This is a genomic window from Devosia sp. FJ2-5-3, assembly GCF_029201545.1.
Lineage (GTDB): Bacteria > Pseudomonadota > Alphaproteobacteria > Rhizobiales > Devosiaceae > Devosia.
Map to the genome: position 1 here is coordinate 3,741,912 of NZ_CP104007.1, position 15,653 is coordinate 3,757,564.

The 15,653-nt window shown below is 62.3% G+C and carries 14 protein-coding genes; 7 read left to right on the plus strand and 7 right to left on the minus strand.

Features of this window, described 5'->3' with window-relative positions:
• Positions 1 to 4 precede the first annotated feature (4 nt).
• The 5 genes from N0P34_RS18045 to N0P34_RS18065 are packed head-to-tail and all read left to right on the plus strand — an operon-like array spanning position 5 to position 5,639.
• A complete protein-coding gene (locus tag N0P34_RS18045; RefSeq protein ID WP_275607022.1) occupies positions 5 to 760 on the plus strand; it encodes an ABC transporter permease in 756 nt (251 codons plus the stop codon).
• Complete coding sequence (locus tag N0P34_RS18050; protein WP_275604598.1) at positions 760 to 1,950, plus strand: beta-ketoacyl synthase N-terminal-like domain-containing protein; 1,191 nt, start codon at positions 760 to 762, stop codon at positions 1,948 to 1,950. Before N0P34_RS18045 ends, N0P34_RS18050 begins: the two co-directional genes overlap by 1 nt.
• A 49-nt stretch (positions 1,951 to 1,999) precedes the next feature.
• Positions 2,000 to 3,157 (plus strand): acyl-CoA dehydrogenase family protein, encoded by a 1,158-nt coding sequence (locus N0P34_RS18055; protein WP_275604599.1) that lies wholly within the window; start codon positions 2,000 to 2,002, stop codon positions 3,155 to 3,157.
• A 22-nt stretch (positions 3,158 to 3,179) separates the two neighbouring features.
• Positions 3,180 to 4,712 carry an AMP-binding protein gene (locus tag N0P34_RS18060; protein WP_275604600.1) on the plus strand — a complete coding sequence of 511 codons (1,533 nt, stop codon included), beginning with the start codon at positions 3,180 to 3,182 and terminating at the stop codon, positions 4,710 to 4,712.
• Between the two features lie 51 nt (positions 4,713 to 4,763).
• Complete coding sequence (locus N0P34_RS18065) at positions 4,764 to 5,639, plus strand: NAD(P)H-binding protein (protein ID WP_275604601.1); 876 nt, start codon at positions 4,764 to 4,766, stop codon at positions 5,637 to 5,639.
• Between the two features lie 29 nt (positions 5,640 to 5,668).
• On the opposite strand, the gene paaG is transcribed toward N0P34_RS18065, so the two are convergent.
• The gene (paaG, locus tag N0P34_RS18070) at positions 5,669 to 6,463 is read right to left on the minus strand and encodes a 2-(1,2-epoxy-1,2-dihydrophenyl)acetyl-CoA isomerase PaaG (protein ID WP_275604602.1); all 795 of its coding nucleotides are present in this window, start codon (positions 6,461 to 6,463) and stop codon (positions 5,669 to 5,671) included.
• Between the two features lie 143 nt (positions 6,464 to 6,606).
• Here paaG and N0P34_RS18075 point away from each other — a divergent pair, with 143 nt between their 5' ends.
• Positions 6,607 to 8,553 (plus strand): FAD-dependent oxidoreductase, encoded by a 1,947-nt coding sequence (locus tag N0P34_RS18075; protein ID WP_275604603.1) that lies wholly within the window; start codon positions 6,607 to 6,609, stop codon positions 8,551 to 8,553.
• Between the two features lie 134 nt (positions 8,554 to 8,687).
• On the opposite strand, the gene N0P34_RS18080 is transcribed toward N0P34_RS18075, so the two are convergent.
• The 4 genes from N0P34_RS18080 to N0P34_RS18095 form a co-directional block, all read right to left on the minus strand.
• Positions 8,688 to 8,948 (minus strand): hypothetical protein, encoded by a 261-nt coding sequence (locus N0P34_RS18080; protein WP_275604604.1) that lies wholly within the window; start codon positions 8,946 to 8,948, stop codon positions 8,688 to 8,690.
• 54 nt (positions 8,949 to 9,002) lie between these two features.
• Positions 9,003 to 10,325, minus strand: a complete 1,323-nt coding sequence (locus tag N0P34_RS18085) for a hypothetical protein (RefSeq protein WP_275604605.1) — start codon at positions 10,323 to 10,325, stop codon at positions 9,003 to 9,005.
• Between the two features lie 137 nt (positions 10,326 to 10,462).
• Positions 10,463 to 10,927, minus strand: a complete 465-nt coding sequence (locus N0P34_RS18090; RefSeq protein WP_275604606.1) for a hypothetical protein — start codon at positions 10,925 to 10,927, stop codon at positions 10,463 to 10,465.
• Positions 10,928 to 11,063: 136 nt separating this feature from the next.
• Positions 11,064 to 12,287, minus strand: coding sequence for a helix-turn-helix transcriptional regulator (locus tag N0P34_RS18095; protein WP_275604607.1), 1,224 nt, complete (start codon positions 12,285 to 12,287; stop codon positions 11,064 to 11,066).
• Positions 12,288 to 12,625: 338 nt separating this feature from the next.
• Here N0P34_RS18095 and N0P34_RS18100 point away from each other — a divergent pair, with 338 nt between their 5' ends.
• Positions 12,626 to 13,537 (plus strand): GNAT family N-acetyltransferase, encoded by a 912-nt coding sequence (locus N0P34_RS18100; protein WP_275604608.1) that lies wholly within the window; start codon positions 12,626 to 12,628, stop codon positions 13,535 to 13,537.
• A gap of 63 nt (positions 13,538 to 13,600) precedes the next feature.
• On the opposite strand, the gene proX is transcribed toward N0P34_RS18100, so the two are convergent.
• Together proX and N0P34_RS18110 are read right to left on the minus strand one after the other, a co-directional pair.
• Positions 13,601 to 14,626 (minus strand): glycine betaine/L-proline ABC transporter substrate-binding protein ProX, encoded by a 1,026-nt coding sequence (proX, locus tag N0P34_RS18105; RefSeq protein ID WP_275604609.1) that lies wholly within the window; start codon positions 14,624 to 14,626, stop codon positions 13,601 to 13,603.
• 92 nt (positions 14,627 to 14,718) lie between these two features.
• The gene (locus N0P34_RS18110; protein ID WP_275604610.1) at positions 14,719 to 15,645 is read right to left on the minus strand and encodes a proline/glycine betaine ABC transporter permease; all 927 of its coding nucleotides are present in this window, start codon (positions 15,643 to 15,645) and stop codon (positions 14,719 to 14,721) included.
• Positions 15,646 to 15,653: the final 8 nt, after the last annotated feature.

Below are 15,653 nucleotides of genomic sequence, written 5' to 3' on the forward strand. Positions count from 1 at the left end.
CATCATGCTTGTCTTTTATCGATTGGTTGTCCTGGCTGCCGTCCTCGCCATATGGGAGGGCGCAGCCAGCCTGGGCCTGGTGACCGAATTCACCATGAGCCGTCCGTCCCGTATTTTCGCCTGGCTCGGTGGCGCCCTCGTAGACGGGTTCTTCTGGACCAATGTGATCGTAACGGTCCGCGAGACGCTGCTCGGCCTGTTCATCGGTGCCGTGCTCGGCGTGGCATCGGGCTTTGTCCTGGCGCAATGGCGCGGCGTGTTCCGACTGCTCGAGCCGTTCATCATGGCGCTCTACAGCCTGCCGCGCGTCGCGCTTGCGCCGCTCTTTCTGGTCTGGTTCGGCATCGGCGAGGGCTCCAAGGTCGCCCTGGCGGCATCCCTCGTCTACTTCGTGCTGCTTCTCAATACCTATACCGGCATCCTCGAAATCGACCGCAATTTGATCAACGCGGTGCGGACCATGGGGGCAAGCCGGACCTTCATTGCGCGTCGCGTCCTCTTTCCCGCCTCGCTCACCTTTATTTTCGCAGGCCTGCGCATCAGCATCGGTCTGGCGCTGATCGGCACCATCGTCGGTGAGATGATCGCGGGCCAATATGGCCTCGGCCAGATGATCTCGCGCGCCGGCAACATGTTCGATACCGCCCAGGTCTTCGGCATCATCATCGTTCTGGCTGTCCTGGCTGTTCTCGCAAGCGAAGGCATGAAGCTGCTCGAGCGCTGGGTCATGCGGTGGCGCCAATCCACGGAGTCTCACTAATGCATCCGGTTCACATCTGCGGCGTCGGCATGACGCGCTTCGGCAAATATCAGGATCGTTCGCTCAAGGATCTCGGCCGGGAGGCCGTGACGGCAGCCCTCGCCGATGCAGGCGTTGAGGCCGGGGCGCTGCAGGCGGCCTATGTCGGCAATTCCTTTGCCGGGATCGTCACCGGGCAGGAAGCCGTTCGCGGTCAGGTGGTCCTCAGCGCAATGGGGATCTGCGGCCTGCCTATTCTCAACGTCGAGAATGCCTGTGCTTCCGGCTCCTCGGCGCTACACCAGGCTTGGGTCGCCGTGGGAGCGGGCCTTTATGACGTCGTGCTCGTTCTCGGCCTTGAAAAGCTCTTCCATCCAGACAGGGCCGTGACGATGCGCGCGCTGGCCTCCGCGACCGATGTCGAAAAGCTTTCGGGGGATGGTGGCGGCAGCGTCTTCCTCGAGGAATCCAGCCACCGGCTCGCGGCCTATATGGAGCGCACCGGGGCAACGTTGCGGCATGTCGGCATGATTGCCGAAAAGAGCCATGCCAACAGCGCGCTCAATCCGTTCGCCCAATATCAGCACGCCTATAGTCTCGACGAGATCATGGCCGCCCCGGTGTCGGCGCCCCCGCTGACGCGCCTCATGTGCTCGCCCATCGGCGACGGTGCGGCTGCGCTCGTGGTCTGCTCGGAAGCCTATGCCCGCCGGATCGGACGGGTTGGCATTCGCATCGGCGCCTCCATACTTCGCTCCACCGGCAGCCCCGACGGCGTCGGCATTTCCGAAGGCGGCGCACGCGCTGCCTATGAAATGGCCGGCTTGGGACCGGATGAGCTGTCACTGGTGGAACTGCACGACACCACTGCAGCCAGCGAACTCGTGCTTTACGAAAAGCTGGGCCTGTGTCCCGCCGATGGCGGACCCGGAATGGTGGAAGCGGGCGACATGCGGATCGGCGGTCGCATACCGGTCAATACCAGTGGGGGCCTCATTTCGCGCGGTCATCCCGTCGGCGCCACCGGCGTCGCCCAGATCTGCGAACTCACCCAGCAATTGCGCGGCCAGGCCGGCCCGCGCCAAGTCAACGGAGCGCGGGTGGGCATGGCCCATAACGCAGGAGGAACAGTCCTCGGCGAGCCGGCCGCACTCTGCATCCACATACTCGTCGCGGACGACAGCGAGGCGACACAGAACCTGGGTCACTAGACCAACCGCACCCAGGCGTCGCCTACCAAATTCAGAAGAGGAATTCCCAATGCACGTGTTCACACCCGCGCAAACAGCTGTTCGCGACAAGGCGGCCGCAGCAACCCGCGAACTTTCCAAGATCATCATCGATATCGACCGCCAGACCGGTCACTCGAAGGAATGGTGGGACGGGCTCCATATCCTGGAGAATGCGGGGCTTCTGCGCCTCTATATCCCCACGGAGAAGGGCGGCGAAAGCGCCGACATCCTCTCGCTCGTGCTGGCCCAGGAAGAGGTCGCAAAGGTCGATGGCGGATATTCCAACATCGTCTCGCACGAAGCCTGCGCCTATGCGATTTTTACCAATTGCCAGGATGAGGCCCTGCGCGAGCGCGCCATCAAGAGCATGGCCGAAGGCTCGCTGACCTGCATCGCGATCACGGAGCCGGAGACCGGTACCGATCTGGCCCAGATGCAGACCAAGGCCGTCCCCGATGGAGACGGTTGGATCATTTCCGGCCACAAGCGCGTGGCCTCGCTCGCCGGCGCGGCAGGCATGTATCTCGTCTTTGCCATGACCGATCCCAGCCAGGGCACGCGCGGCATTTCCGCTTTCGTGGTGGATGCCGGAACCCCCGGTCTGTCCGTGGGCGAAGTGGACGACCTCATGGGCTTCCGCCAGCTGCCACCGGCCGATGTGTTCTTTGATAATGTGCGCGTCTCGCGCTCACAGCTGCTCGGCGAAGAGGGCGGCGCGTTCAAGCTTTTCGCACAAGCGCTCAATCTGGGCCGTCTCGGTGGCGGAACCCAGGCTCTCGGCATTGCGCAGGGCGCTTACGAACACGCGCTGGCCTACGCCAAGAAGCGCCACACCTTCGGCAAGCCGCTGATCCAGCATCAGGCCATCCAGTTCTCGCTTGCTGAAATGGCGACGCAGATCGAAGCCAGCCGCGCGCTCATCTATCAGGTGGCCCGCTGGATGGATGCGACCAACGACATCACCAGCCGCGAAACGGCAACCCGCTGCGCCATGGTGAAGATGCAGGCTTCCGACATGGCCATGAAGGTGACCATCGACGCCGTCCAGATCTTCGGCGCCTACGGCAATTACCGGGAAAACCACGTCGAGCGCCTGATGCGGGATGCCAAGGTGACCCAGCTGGTCGACGGGCCCAATGAGCTCATGAAGATGCGCATCGGCCACGCGCTGATCCGCGAAGCGTAAGGCAGACAGGGAGGGTTCAGGGATGTTGACTGGAGACATGCTGAGGCGCTCTGCCGAGCGCTTTCCCAGCAAGGCCGCAGTGGTCTGCAACGGGGTGGAAAAGAGCTATCGCGATCTCGAGCGGGATGCGAACCGCTGCGCCCACGCACTGCTCGACATGGGCCTTGCCAAAGGCGCCAAGGTCGCCATTCTGTCCAGAAACCGGATCGAATATGTGACCGCCTTCTTTGGCGCGTCGCGCACGGGCCTCGTCTTCGTCAATGTCTCGGTCCTCTACGCCCTCGAAGAGCTGGTCTATGTGCTCGACAAGGCAGACGTCGAGGTCCTGTTCTACGAGGACAGCTTCGCTGAAAAGGTCAAGCAGGCCACTGAACGCCTGCCCAAGTTGAAGGCATCCATCGTGTTCGGCGCTGCGGCTGCCGACGAACTGGGTTTCGAGGATCTGCTGTCAGGCTATCCCGACACCGATCCGGGGGTGCACCTCAGCGAGGACGATCCGTTCTGCATGACCTATACGGGTGGCACGACGGGCCGGCCGAAAGGTGTGCTTGCAAGTCATCGCAACCGTGTGGTCACCGCCCACACCGTGGTGGTGGAGAGTGGGATCACGGATGACGATGTGGTCTCCATAGTCACTCCGCTCTTTCACGTGGCTGCCCTCAACATCATGCTCCAGCCTGCGGTTCTGGTGGGCGCCACCACGATCCTGCTGCCCAAATGGGACGTGAGCGAATACGCACGCCTATCGAAGACCTACAATATCAGCGCCAGCTTCATGGTGCCGACCCAGGTCAGCATGATTGTGAGCGACGACGGCTTTGAGGCCGATAATTTCAGCGCCTGGCGCAAGCTCAATTTCTCCGGGGCGCCCATGCCCGACTGGGTGCAGCGAGCCATGCTGGAAAAATTGCCCAGGGTTCGTCTGACGCAGTTCTATGGTCAGTCTGAAATGGGCATTGTCGCCGCGCTCAAATCCGGCGATTTGCCCGGAAAGCTCGGCAGCGTGGGCCGCCAGGTCTACAATGCCGACCTCGCAGTGCTCGATCCCGACGGCAAGCCGGTACAGCCCGGCGAGGTCGGCGAAATCGTGGCTCGCGGCGACAACGTCATGCTTGAATATTACGGCGACCCCGGGCAGACCAGCGCGTTCTGGCGCCACGGCTGGGCCTGGAGCGGCGATCTGGCGACGGTCGATGCGGACGGGTTCCTCACCCTTGTGGATCGGTCCAAGGACATGATCATTTCCGGCGGCGAGAACATCTATCCCAAAGAGATCGAGAACGTCCTCTACGAGCATCACGCCGTTGCCGAATGCGCCGTCTTCGGCATTCCCGACGACAAATGGGGCGAGGTGCCGGCAGCCCATGTCCAGCTCAAGTCGGGCGCGCAGATCTGCGACGATGATCTGGTCAATCATTGCATGGAACGGCTGGCGCGCTTCAAGCGTCCGCGTCTCATCAAGCTGGTAACCGAGTTCCCGAAGACCCCGATCGGGAAGATCCAGAAGAACGTGATCCGGGAAGAGTATTGGGCCGGTCGGGACAAGCGCATCTAGCGGCCCCCGACCTCGCTTTCCCGACCCTGCATCTCAAAATTTCGAGACACCATGATCAGCATAACCGGCGCATCGGGCCAACTCGGCCGTCAAATCGTGGCCGCCCTCAAGCAGCGCGCGCCTGAAACTGCACTCGTGGCAGGCACGCGCAAGCCCTCCTCCATCAGCGATCTTTCCGATGATGGCGTGCGCGTCGTGAAGGCCGATTTCGATCAGCCGGAAACCCTGCGTGCCATGTTCGAGGGTTCGCGGGTCGCCATGATCATCTGCGGCACGGCCCCGATCGACATCCGCATCCGGCAACATCGCGCCGCTATCGATGCTGCGCGGGCAGCGGGGGTGGAGAGGCTGGTTTATACCAGCTTCATAAATCCCCGGATCGAGAGCCTGTTTCCCTACGCGACTGTTCACGCGGATAGCGAGCGCTATCTGCTTGAGTCCGGTCTGGCCTACACCATCCTGCGCAACAATCACTTCGTGGAAAATCTGGATAGCGCCCTGAATATCGCGTTCCAGACTGGCTCCCTGGCTCTGCCCGGAGCATCGGGCAAGGTCGGTTATATCTTCCGCCGCGACGTGGCCGCAGCCACCGCTGCAGTCCTCACCCAGGAGGGCCACGAGAACAAGGCCTACGAGCTTACCGGGCCCGAAGCGCTCGATCTCTATGAGATTGCGGGACTGGCAGGCGAGACATGGGGCAAGCCTGTTGTGGCCCACGAGCTCGACAGCGCCGAGTATGGGCGCCTCCTTTCTCAGCGCGGATTGCCTGACTTTGCCGTCGAGGCCCAGATCGGCATTCGGCTTGCCTCGGGCGCGGGGGAGTATGGCCATCTCTCACCGGCGGCCGAGCGTCTTGCCGGCCGGAGCCTGGGAACGATGACCGAACATCTGCAAGCGATTTGCCGCCGCCTGTCGGCGGTGCATTGAGGGACAGCTCAGCTGTCCCTCTGGGTGGGTTATTCCCCCCGGAAAACGGGTGGTCGCTTGTCGAGAAAGGCAGCGACCCCCTCCGAATAGTCGGCGCTTTTGCCTGCAATGCGCTGGCTGTCGCGCTCGAGATCAAGTTGAGCGTCAAGCGTATTGGAGGCGGCGGCCTGGATCAGATGTTTGGTAAGTCCAAGTCCAAGGGTGGGACCTGCAGCAAGCTGTCGAGCGATCTGGCGGGCATGATCGAGAAGTTCGGCGTCCGGCACGGCCTTCCAGATGAGGCCCCAGTCAGCGGCGGTCGTCGCCGGCAGCGGCTCGGCCAGAAGCATCAGCGCCTTGGCGCGGGCCTCGCCCAGCGTGCGGGGCAGCGTCCAGCTTCCCCCCGAATCCGGTACCAACCCCACCTTGGAAAAGGCCTGAACGAACTTTGCCGACTGAGCCGCGATCACGATGTCGCAGGCCAGCGCGATATTGGCTCCCGCTCCCGCCGCCACACCGTTCACAGCGACGATCACCGGCTTGCGCAGGTCCCGAATGAGCCGAACGGCCGGGTTATAATAAGTGTCCAGGGAATGCCCGAGATCGAGCGGACCGGTGCGCTTGCGCGGGTCGCGATCACTAAGGTCCTGTCCCGCAGAGAACGCCCGTCCCGCTCCTGTGATCAGAACAGAGCGCACCGACGCATCGTCGCCGGCACGCTCGAGAACGGACCTAAGCGCCACATGCATTTCGACATTGAACGCATTGAGCTTGTCCGGTCGGTTCAAGATCACCTCGAGGACGCCATTCTCCAATGCCCAAAGCACGCTTTCCGATGCCTGCAACTCTCTTCTCCTCCAATTAAGGCTTGGCGCCGATGTTCTCGCCACTTTGGCATATCCAGCCCGTCGGGCCAACAGCAAAATCAAATTTTTCTTCGTAAAATCAATAGTTTACGAGAAGTACATTCCAGCGCAGGGCTGCCTCGATGACGCTTGTTACCATCTCCCGCGATGCTGAAATCGCGATCGTCACCATCAACAATCCGCCGGTAAATGCGCTGAGCCAGATGCTGCGCGAAGAACTCCTCCAAACGGTGGAATTGCTCGGAGCCGACAAGGCCGTGCGCGGTGTCGTTTTGCAGTGCGCGGGCAAGACCTTCATCGCGGGCGCGGACGTCAACGAGTTCGACAAGCCCCCCGTCGCCCCGCATCTGCCCGATGTCGTCGCCAGCATCGAAAATGCACCACAGCCCTGGCTCGCGGCGATCCACGGCGCTTGCCTGGGCGGTGGATTGGAAATCGCCCTCGGATGCAGGTTTCGAATTGCCGCCCGCAACGCATCTCTCGGTTTTCCGGAGGTGTCGCTCGGGGTCATTCCCGGCGCATCGGGCACAGTTCGCACGCCGCGACTGGTCGGTCTCGCCGCGGCGATAGAGATGATTACCTCGGGAAAGCCCGTGCCAGCCGAAAAGGCCCTGACCATGGGCCTCGTCGATGCGCTGGTGGAGGACGATCTGGTCGCCGGCGCCGTTGACCATCTCCGGAGCGCCCTTAAAACCCCGCTCCCTCCCCCAATCTCGGAACGCGCCATGCCGCGCGCAGAAGATTTGGACTGGGACGCACAGCGCCTGGCCGTCAAGAAGCGCGGCAGGGGAGAGGCAGCACCGCTAAAGGCTCTCGAGAGCATTGAATTTGCTGCAACGCATGGCTTCGCCGAGGCCATGGCGTTTGAGAGGGCGCTCTTCCTTGATCTGCGAAGCTCCAGGCAGGCCGCCGCGCTTCGGCACGTTTTCCTCGCGGAACGCACCCTGCTCCGGCCTGCCGAATTGCAGGGCGTCGACACAATCGCGATCGAGCATGTCGGTGTCGTCGGCGGCGGCACCATGGGCATCGGCATAGCCGCGGCTTTCCTTGATGCCGGCTTAAGCGTGACACTGGTTGAACGGAACGACGAGGCGGCCGGGCTCGCCGGGGCAAATCTGCGGGCGCTCTATGGCTCAACCGTAAAGCGCGGCCGGCTGAGTGCGGAACAAGCCGCGGAGAGGCTCGCACGATGCGTTACCATTTCGGACATGAACGGCCTCGCCCACGCCGATCTGGTGATTGAAGCTGTCTTTGAGGACATGGCCGTCAAGCAAGCGCTCTTCGAGCAGCTCAACAGCACCTGCCGGCCTGACGCGATCCTTGCGACCAACACGTCCTACCTTGATCCGCGAGAGATCTCCGCGCCCCTCGCCCGTCTCGAGCGCTTCATCGGGCTGCATTTCTTCGGCCCCGCCAATGTCATGAAACTGCTCGAGATCGTTCCGCTCGCGCAAACGGACGCCGTCATAATCGCAACCGTGACCGCGCTGGCCCGGCGGCTCGGCAAGATGCCGGTCTGCGTGGGCATTTGTGAAGGATTTGTCGGCAACCGCATCCTCAAGCGCTATCGCGCCGCTGCGGAAAATCTGGTGCGACGCGGGATCCCGATCGCCGAAGTCGATACCGCAATGCGCGAATACGGATTTGCCATGGGGCCGTTCGAAGCCCAGGACCTCGGCGGGCTGGACATCGCATTCGCCCAGCGCGAAGGCGCGCGCGCGGCCGGCAAGCCCGTTGCCGAAACGCTGGGCGACATCCTGGTGCGGGCCGGGCGAAAGGGTCAGAAGGTCGGCGCCGGCTGGTACGACTATGCGTCGGACAGCCGGACCCCCATCATCTCCCGGGCCGTGGTGGAATTGCTTGCGGGTTCAGTCATTGCGGGCGAAACGCTCGGCCACGAGCAGATTGCCGATCAGCTCGTGAGCGAGATGGCGTCCGAAGGAGCCCAGATCCTTGCCGAAGGGATCGTGCGCCGCTCCTCGGACATCGACCTCGTGGAGATCCACGGCTTTGGCTTTCCTCGCTGGCGCGGCGGGCCAATGTTCGCGGAGGCGTCCCGGACAGCCTGAACCAGAGCGGCGGGAAGGCGCATCACGGGGCTGTCGGCCCGGCGCTCCCGCCTCTTCCCACCTGTGGCAAGCCATGCGCCAGTCTCGTCAGGGGAGAAAGCTGCGGCCCTGCTGCGGGTGCCGCTCAGGCGCCATCAAGACCCGCCGTACCGGTTGAGTTGCTCGTGCGCGGTCAGGATCACCTGACCGTCCGAGCTGCCCAACCCGTCCTGCATGTATGGCGTCATCCGCAATACCAGATTGCGCGGCCCCGGATCATCCGGTTTTGTCTGATCCGACAGTGCTGTCTTCGCCGTCGCGCCGATCTGATCGTCGCAGGCCATCGCTGCGCCCAGCGACAAACCAAACGCGATTTCCGCCGCGGCGAACGCCCGGCCAATTGCTAATCTGCTCATTGCATTCTCCATAATTTCCACTGCCGCCTGCGACTTGAAATCGTGCGGCAGGGATCAGCGAGCGCGGTTGGGTTTCTCGGTGACCGTGAACGCGAAATGAAAGGCAGGCAGATCTTCGCCGGGGTGATCGGCAGCGAAAGTGAGCTGGGGAACACGATAATTGCTCGGCTGGGTTTCCGTGCCTTTGTAAATGCCTGGATAGACATCGATGTAGTGGGGGCCGGGTTCTCCGGAGGCAGCCAGGTAGATGGTCAAATCCCCGCTGCTGTTGAAAGCACACACATAGCCGAGATAGGCGTTGTCATAATTCACGTGGTAGATGTTGGCTGTCTCGCTCCAGCCGCCGCCCTTGATGTGCACCTTGAAAGTCGTCCCGGCGGGCCCGCTGTCGATATCGAGCGGGAGCGCGGTGGGCGTAATCCAGTGCTGACCGGTCTGCCGATGCGCGTCGGCGGACAGGACCAAATCATGGGCGCCACCGAGATCGTCGGGCGTATCGAACGAAAATGACGCCTGGCCCTGCGCGTCCGCTATGGCCGTGCCGATGGGCGTGAACTCGCGGGTCCAGCCATTTTGCACCACCCGATTGCCGACCAGTGTCCCCCATTCGAGCTGATAGCTCTTGCCAGGCTCAAGCGCTTTGGCCTGAACGCTGACCGGCTGCCCCACGCCGGTAAATGCGGGTTCCACGATGAGATCGCCCGGCTCTGGCAAGCGCCGTACCGATGAGAGGGTCTGCTCATCGAGCGGCGGCGCCAGGACCGGCTCCCCCTCCGTCAGCTCGAACTCGGCGCGCGGGCGCACACGATCCGGGTAAGGGTTCTGCTCGGGATTGAGATAGGGATAGGTGAAGCCGGCATGGACCAATCGCAGGACCTGCGTGCCGACCGCGCCGGTAGCGGGGACGGTGAACTTGGCAGTTCCATTGGTGGTTACCGAGGACAGCCAGCCGGTAAAACTGTTTCCATAGACCAGCGTCCAGCTATTCTCCAGGTAACGCCAGCCCAGGCCATGAACTTCGACCGTGATCGGCGTTCCCAGCGGCCCCTCTTCCGGAGACAATGTCATGGTGAGATCGACGCTATAGCCGGTCTGGTTGAGCAGCCGCCGGTCCTGCTGCAGGGTCAAATCGTGTAGAAACCCGAAATCATCCGGGGTGATGAAATCCTCGGAGAAGCTGCCGTCGGCATCGGTGGTGACGACGGCGATGAGATAGGCCCTGGGTGTGAATTCACGCCCTTTGTAAAGCCCCTCCTCCACCGCCCACGACCCCTCGACCGTGTTCCAGACAAGGTCGAACGCCTCGCCCGGAGGCATGCCTTCGCCGTGTACCGTCACGGGAGTGCCCGCCGGCCCATGGGTGGGAACCGACGACATTTTTCCAACAAATCCGCCCGAGGGCTCTGCGATCGGTCGCTCCGGCCCGAGGTCAACCGCCGCCGGTGCGGATGCCGCATAAGCGCTGCTCATCAGCATTGCCGATAAGCAGAGCGCCGCGATGCGGGCGCGGACCATCATTGTTCTGCAACGATGGTGAGCTGGGAAGGCGGCGCCTCGAAGGGGATAAGGGTGACCTCCTGGTCGTCAAGGGTGGTTGCCACAACCTTGTAGGGATGACTGCCCGTGGGGTAGTCGGCCGGGATGGTCCATGCATAGGTCCAATAATGGCCGGCGGCCTGCTGTGGCGGATGGGGACCGAATTTTGGCGTGAACTCCGTCCCGTCCGGCATGACGACAACGAGCTTTTTGAGGCCTCCCTCCTCCAGCGGCTCTCCGCTCTGGGTGTCGGTGACGCGGATGCGGAAGATGACCTTGTCCTCCGGCTTGAACCGGCTCGTCAGGACACAGGGGCCACTCAGGACGGTATCTGCCTGGATAGCCAGCGGGAGGGGGGCGCCATATGCTGAGCAGGAATAGGCGACTGCTATAAAGCCTGTTGCAGCAAGGACAGCGACTGGATGTTTATCCGAGAGTTTCACGGCAACGTCCTTACCTAAAGGGTTTCAGGGGAAGTGAAGTGAAGCCGGTGCGTGTCGGAACGCGTCAACGACAGGGCCGATTATTCACATTGCCGATGATCCGGCGTCGGTCGAACGACCGATAAAGCGCGCTATCTTAGGCGCGCGGGCGCAGTGGGCTCTCATATCCCGCGACGAGCTTGACCAGATCTGCCTGCCGCTTGCTCCCGGTCTTCTCGAACAGACGCTCGAGATGGGTCTGTACGGTGCGGCGGCTGACGCCCAGCCTGCCGGCGACATTTTCCAGCCCACCATGATCGACGATCTCGGCGAGGACGCGCGCCTCGGCAGGGGTGAAATTGTAGAATTTTGCGGCCGCCGAGACCGCGGAAGTGACGTCGATGATGGTTGCGCGAACAAAGACGGCGATGACCGCTGCGGCGCCCAGGCCAATATGGCGGCGGGCGCCGGAGGTTAAGGGCAACAGATGGGTTGCGTAGGACACCCCGTTGGCGCCCGAAATGGTCAGAGCAACGCGCTCAAGCCGACTTTCTGGCCGGAAATCCAGCATGGAATGCACAGCCTGCCGAAGGTCGATCTGTGACGACTGATCCGTCGCTGTCAGGCTCTTTCCGACGAGGCAGAGCGGTTCTCCGGCCGCGAGGATCTCTCGCCCGCTCTGGTTTGAGTGTACCAACTCGCCGGCGGCATTGAGAAAGAAGACACAGGTGGAGAGCGCATCCATGGCTTCGACAAAGTCGCCGACGCGCAGATCGTGCTGATCAAGCAATCTGCTGATCATCAAGGCGCGGCGAAAATGCGGGAGGATCAGGCCGATCCTGAAGGAACAGGCGTCGTCCACCAATCCCTCATCCTCCCGGCGAACACAGGCGAGCGCAGCGGCGCCGGAGGGCGATTTTTCGAGCGTGGCGCCGATGCAGTCCACGAAACCCTGTGGCTCCACCCATTCCCGGTAATAGGCCGAGGCAAGAACTTCGGGCCACAAAGGGGAGCGCGAGGCAACCAGCACATCACCGGCCGTGGATCGAAACACCCAGGCATTGAGCGGATCGAGATGGAAGTAGTGGTTCTGATAGCTCTCCCAGTAACCGGGCTCATGCCCCCAGTTCACATTGAGGTTGAACCTGCCAATGCGGTCCGAGCTCAGCAGCGACCCAGCCGAGCAATGCATGAACGCGCAGACCTGCTGGAGCGCATCTATCCATCTCGCCCGTTTGATTGCGGCGTCGTAGACCGTTTCGATAAGGGAAGCGAACTCTTCGGCGTCGGCGCCGGACAGGGCCATCGCACTGTCTGTGTCATAGAGTTCGCCCGCCAGATGGCGATTTTCAGCATGCTCCGCAGCAATCTTGACAGCCATGAGCTTTCCTTCTCATCGGAATTCTCAAACCATGGATAGAAACAACATGCGCTGAAACTCGAACCGTCCCGGAGGTCGGGAGCCAGAATGTGGCAAGAGCGCTGTCCTGTGGGCCCTCAATATGAGCGTGTCTCTAAGGCGTTCGATGGAGCCGAAGGCGTAGTCACGGGCGGGTCACGACGCCTCCAGCCTGCTCTGCCGGTCCGTTTTCGGCCCTCCTGGCTGGCCTTCACCGATAGAGTTTTGCTAAACTGTCTCCGATACATCGCCACTCACCGAAAGAACCAGCACGGCCATGGTCGTGACAGGCTTTCATTCTTGCGACCGAGGGAGCAAAAATGAAAATGCCTTTCGTTTCGTTGCGTCCGGAAATCATGCGGACCCACGCAATGATGTTGATGGATTGGCTGGAGGATGAACGCGTCACCCGCCACCTCAGCGATTCCCCGAGCGTGTCGCGGATCATCGAACAGGCCATGGACCGGGCACAGATGCCGATCCTGACCCAGCTGTTCAATCAGGGCGGCCGCTTCTTCATGGTCTACGATGCCAATGACGTTCCGGTCGGCTTCGTGCGCCTCGTCAAGACCGATGCCGATTGTGAAATCGTCCTGGTCATCGGTGACCATGCCTCCTGGGGGCGCAGGCTCGGCGCCAGTGCGCTTCGCGAAGGGCTGAAGATCGCCTTTCTGGAAATGCGCGCCCGCACTGTCATCGCCAAGATCCACAAGGACAACACGCGCTCACGAAAGGCCTTCGAACGCTGCGGGTTTGTGCTCGGCAGCGAGACGCCCGCCCTCGTGTCGCTGTCGATGAGCGTCGGGCGCTATCTCCGCCTCCTCCGCACCGGCGCAATGGCGGCGTCAGGCGATATCTACATAACGGAGACGGACAAGGCCCGCCTCGAAAGCCTGATCTGGATTGAGCAGGGGCCGGCGCGTGTCGAGCTCGAACACGAGATTGAGCGGGCCATCGTGGTCGAGCCCGAGGCCGTGGCGCGGGATGTCGTGACCATGAATTCCCGGGTGGTCCTGCATCTGGACGACGACAAGACCGAAGTGGCCCTCGTCTACCCGCAGGACGCCAACGACACCGCTGGCAAACTCTCGGTGCTGTCCGAAGTCGGCGCGGCGATACTGGGTTATCGGGAGGGCGGCGCCGTCGACCGGACAATTTCGGACCGCACCCGTCGCATCCGCATCGAGAGGGTCATCTATCAGCCCGAATGCGCTGGAGATTTTCATCTCTAGGCAGCGGCGCGCCACGTTAAAACCAGCCCAGGGCCGGGATCAGTCCCGGCCCCGGTGCCATGCTTATCGGGCGGCGGCGCGGGCGGCGTCCAGCCAGCCATCGACCGTTTCGCGGTTGTCGGCGATCCAGGCGCTTGCCTGGGCTTCGATATCGCCATCGCCCGCATTCATCGCCGCGTTTTGCGCGTAGACGTCCGCAATCGGGATTTCGGCGTTTTCAAGCAGGGCGCGTACGGCCGGATTGTCCTCGAGGAAGGCCGAATTGACCACGGCATCGATGGTGTTGGCCGGGAAACCCAGGATGCAGGGATCGCTGACGCAACCCACGATCCCCTCGCCTATCGCGGCATGGGCCAGATCGGCCATGTCTGCGGGCAAGTTCACTTCCGGCACATTGATCCAGACGACATCCTCGCCCGGCACCAGCTCGTTCACGGTCCAGTTGGGCGTCCAGGTATAGAACAGGATGGGACTGCCGGTTTCATAAGAGGCAACAGCATCGGCCATGGCCGCGGGATAGCCAGCCTTGATCAGATTGATGTGCTCGTTCAGATCATAAGCATTCATGTGATGCTCGATGTTCAGTTCACATCCCCAACCGGGCGGGCAGGCAACCATGTCGGCCTTGCCATCGCCGTCGCGGTCGAATGCAGCCTTGACGTCATCGCGCTTGAAATCGTCAAGCGAGGTGATGTCCATGGCCTCGGCAGTGGCCTTGTCGACCAGATAGCCTTCAATGGCACCACCGCTGACGACGGACGGGATGATCTCGGCGGCGCCTTCAAATGCGCTCTTATAGGGGTTGTGGATGGGGAACCAGCCATCGACCCAGAGCGTCACGTCGCCATAGCCGACCGATTGGTAAAAGGCAGGATTGTCGAGCGTCAGCACGTCGCCGATGGAATAGCCGAGCTCCCCAAGGAGCTGGCGATAGATTTCGGTATAGAACCAGCCGGTATCCCAGGTCGGCTGCGCCATGATGATCTCTGTGCCATTGCCGGGCTGTTCCTGCGCATGGGCAGGAGCGCTCAGGACCGTGGAGGCCAGCATCAGGACGGCGCGGTTCGGAATTGTCTTGAGACGGAACATTGCTGTTTTTGTCTCCTTTGTTTTGCTTTTCGTGGATCCGCATAATGGGCGGAGGCGAAAGGGGGATCGTCCCCAAAGATACGGCCCGGGGATCAGGCCGCTTTTCCGTTCAGGGCCGGCGCTGCAGCGCCCGGCCGGAACATGGAAATCAGTGTCTGGCGCAGCGAAACCGCCGGCACATTGCCCTCGGCGCCGAAGCCCTGGGTGATCCGATCGAGAACGATGGCGAGGATCACGATGCCGACGCCGCCGGCGGTCGCCTGACCCACGTCGAGCCGACCGAGGCCGGTATTGACCACGAGCCCAAGCCCACCCGCGCCGATCAGCGCCGCGATGACCACCATGGAGAGCGCCAGCATCAGGGTCTGGTTGAGGCCAGCCATGATGGTGCGCATGGCCAGCGGCAATTGCACGTCGACCAGGGTCTGCAAGGGCGTCGAGCCAAAGGCGTTTGCGGCTTCGATCAGGTCGCCCCGCACATTGCGGATGCCCAGATTGGTCAGGCGCACGATGGGCGGCAGGGCGAAGATGACGGTGGCGATGATGCCAGGGGCCATGCCCACGCCGAAGAGCATGACGATGGGCACGAGGTAGACAAAGCTCGGGATGGTCTGCATCACGTCGAGCGTCGGGCGCAGGACTTTCCAGGTCAGGTCATTGCGCGCCGCCAGGATGCCGAGCGGTATGCCGATCACGGCACAGAACAGCACCGAGGTGATGATCATGGCCAGCGTCGTCATGGTCTGGGCCCAGAGCCCGATCATGTCGATGAACAGGAAGCCGACGATTGTGAAGATGGCCATGCCGCGGCCGGCAAACCTGAACGCCAACAGCGCAAAGATTGCTGTCGTCGCCAGCATGGGCACGAAGGCGAAAAAGGCGTCGAGCCCATTCAGGACCTGTGAAATGGGCAGCTGGACGGCGCGAAAGAAGGGCCGGAAATTGGGCACCAGCCAGCCGCGGACAAAAACATTCACCCATTCGTCGAATGGGATGACGAGATAATCGGACGGGCTCATCGCACGTC

Coding starts and splice junctions, on each gene's coding strand:
- N0P34_RS18045 (WP_275607022.1), top strand. CDS start 5: ATGCTTGTCTTTTATCGATTGGTTGTCCTGGCTGCCGTCCTCGCCATA.
- N0P34_RS18050 (WP_275604598.1), top strand. CDS start 760: ATGCATCCGGTTCACATCTGCGGCGTCGGCATGACGCGCTTCGGCAAA.
- N0P34_RS18055 (WP_275604599.1), top strand. CDS start 2,000: ATGCACGTGTTCACACCCGCGCAAACAGCTGTTCGCGACAAGGCGGCC.
- N0P34_RS18060 (WP_275604600.1), top strand. CDS start 3,180: ATGTTGACTGGAGACATGCTGAGGCGCTCTGCCGAGCGCTTTCCCAGC.
- N0P34_RS18065 (WP_275604601.1), top strand. CDS start 4,764: ATGATCAGCATAACCGGCGCATCGGGCCAACTCGGCCGTCAAATCGTG.
- N0P34_RS18075 (WP_275604603.1), top strand. CDS start 6,607: ATGACGCTTGTTACCATCTCCCGCGATGCTGAAATCGCGATCGTCACC.
- N0P34_RS18080 (WP_275604604.1), bottom strand. CDS start 8,948: ATGAGCAGATTAGCAATTGGCCGGGCGTTCGCCGCGGCGGAAATCGCG.
- N0P34_RS18085 (WP_275604605.1), bottom strand. CDS start 10,325: ATGTCGTCGGTTCCCACCCATGGGCCGGCGGGCACTCCCGTGACGGTA.
- N0P34_RS18095 (WP_275604607.1), bottom strand. CDS start 12,287: ATGGCTGTCAAGATTGCTGCGGAGCATGCTGAAAATCGCCATCTGGCG.
- N0P34_RS18100 (WP_275604608.1), top strand. CDS start 12,626: ATGAAAATGCCTTTCGTTTCGTTGCGTCCGGAAATCATGCGGACCCAC.
- proX (WP_275604609.1), bottom strand. CDS start 14,626: ATGTTCCGTCTCAAGACAATTCCGAACCGCGCCGTCCTGATGCTGGCC.
- N0P34_RS18110 (WP_275604610.1), bottom strand. CDS start 15,645: ATGAGCCCGTCCGATTATCTCGTCATCCCATTCGACGAATGGGTGAAT.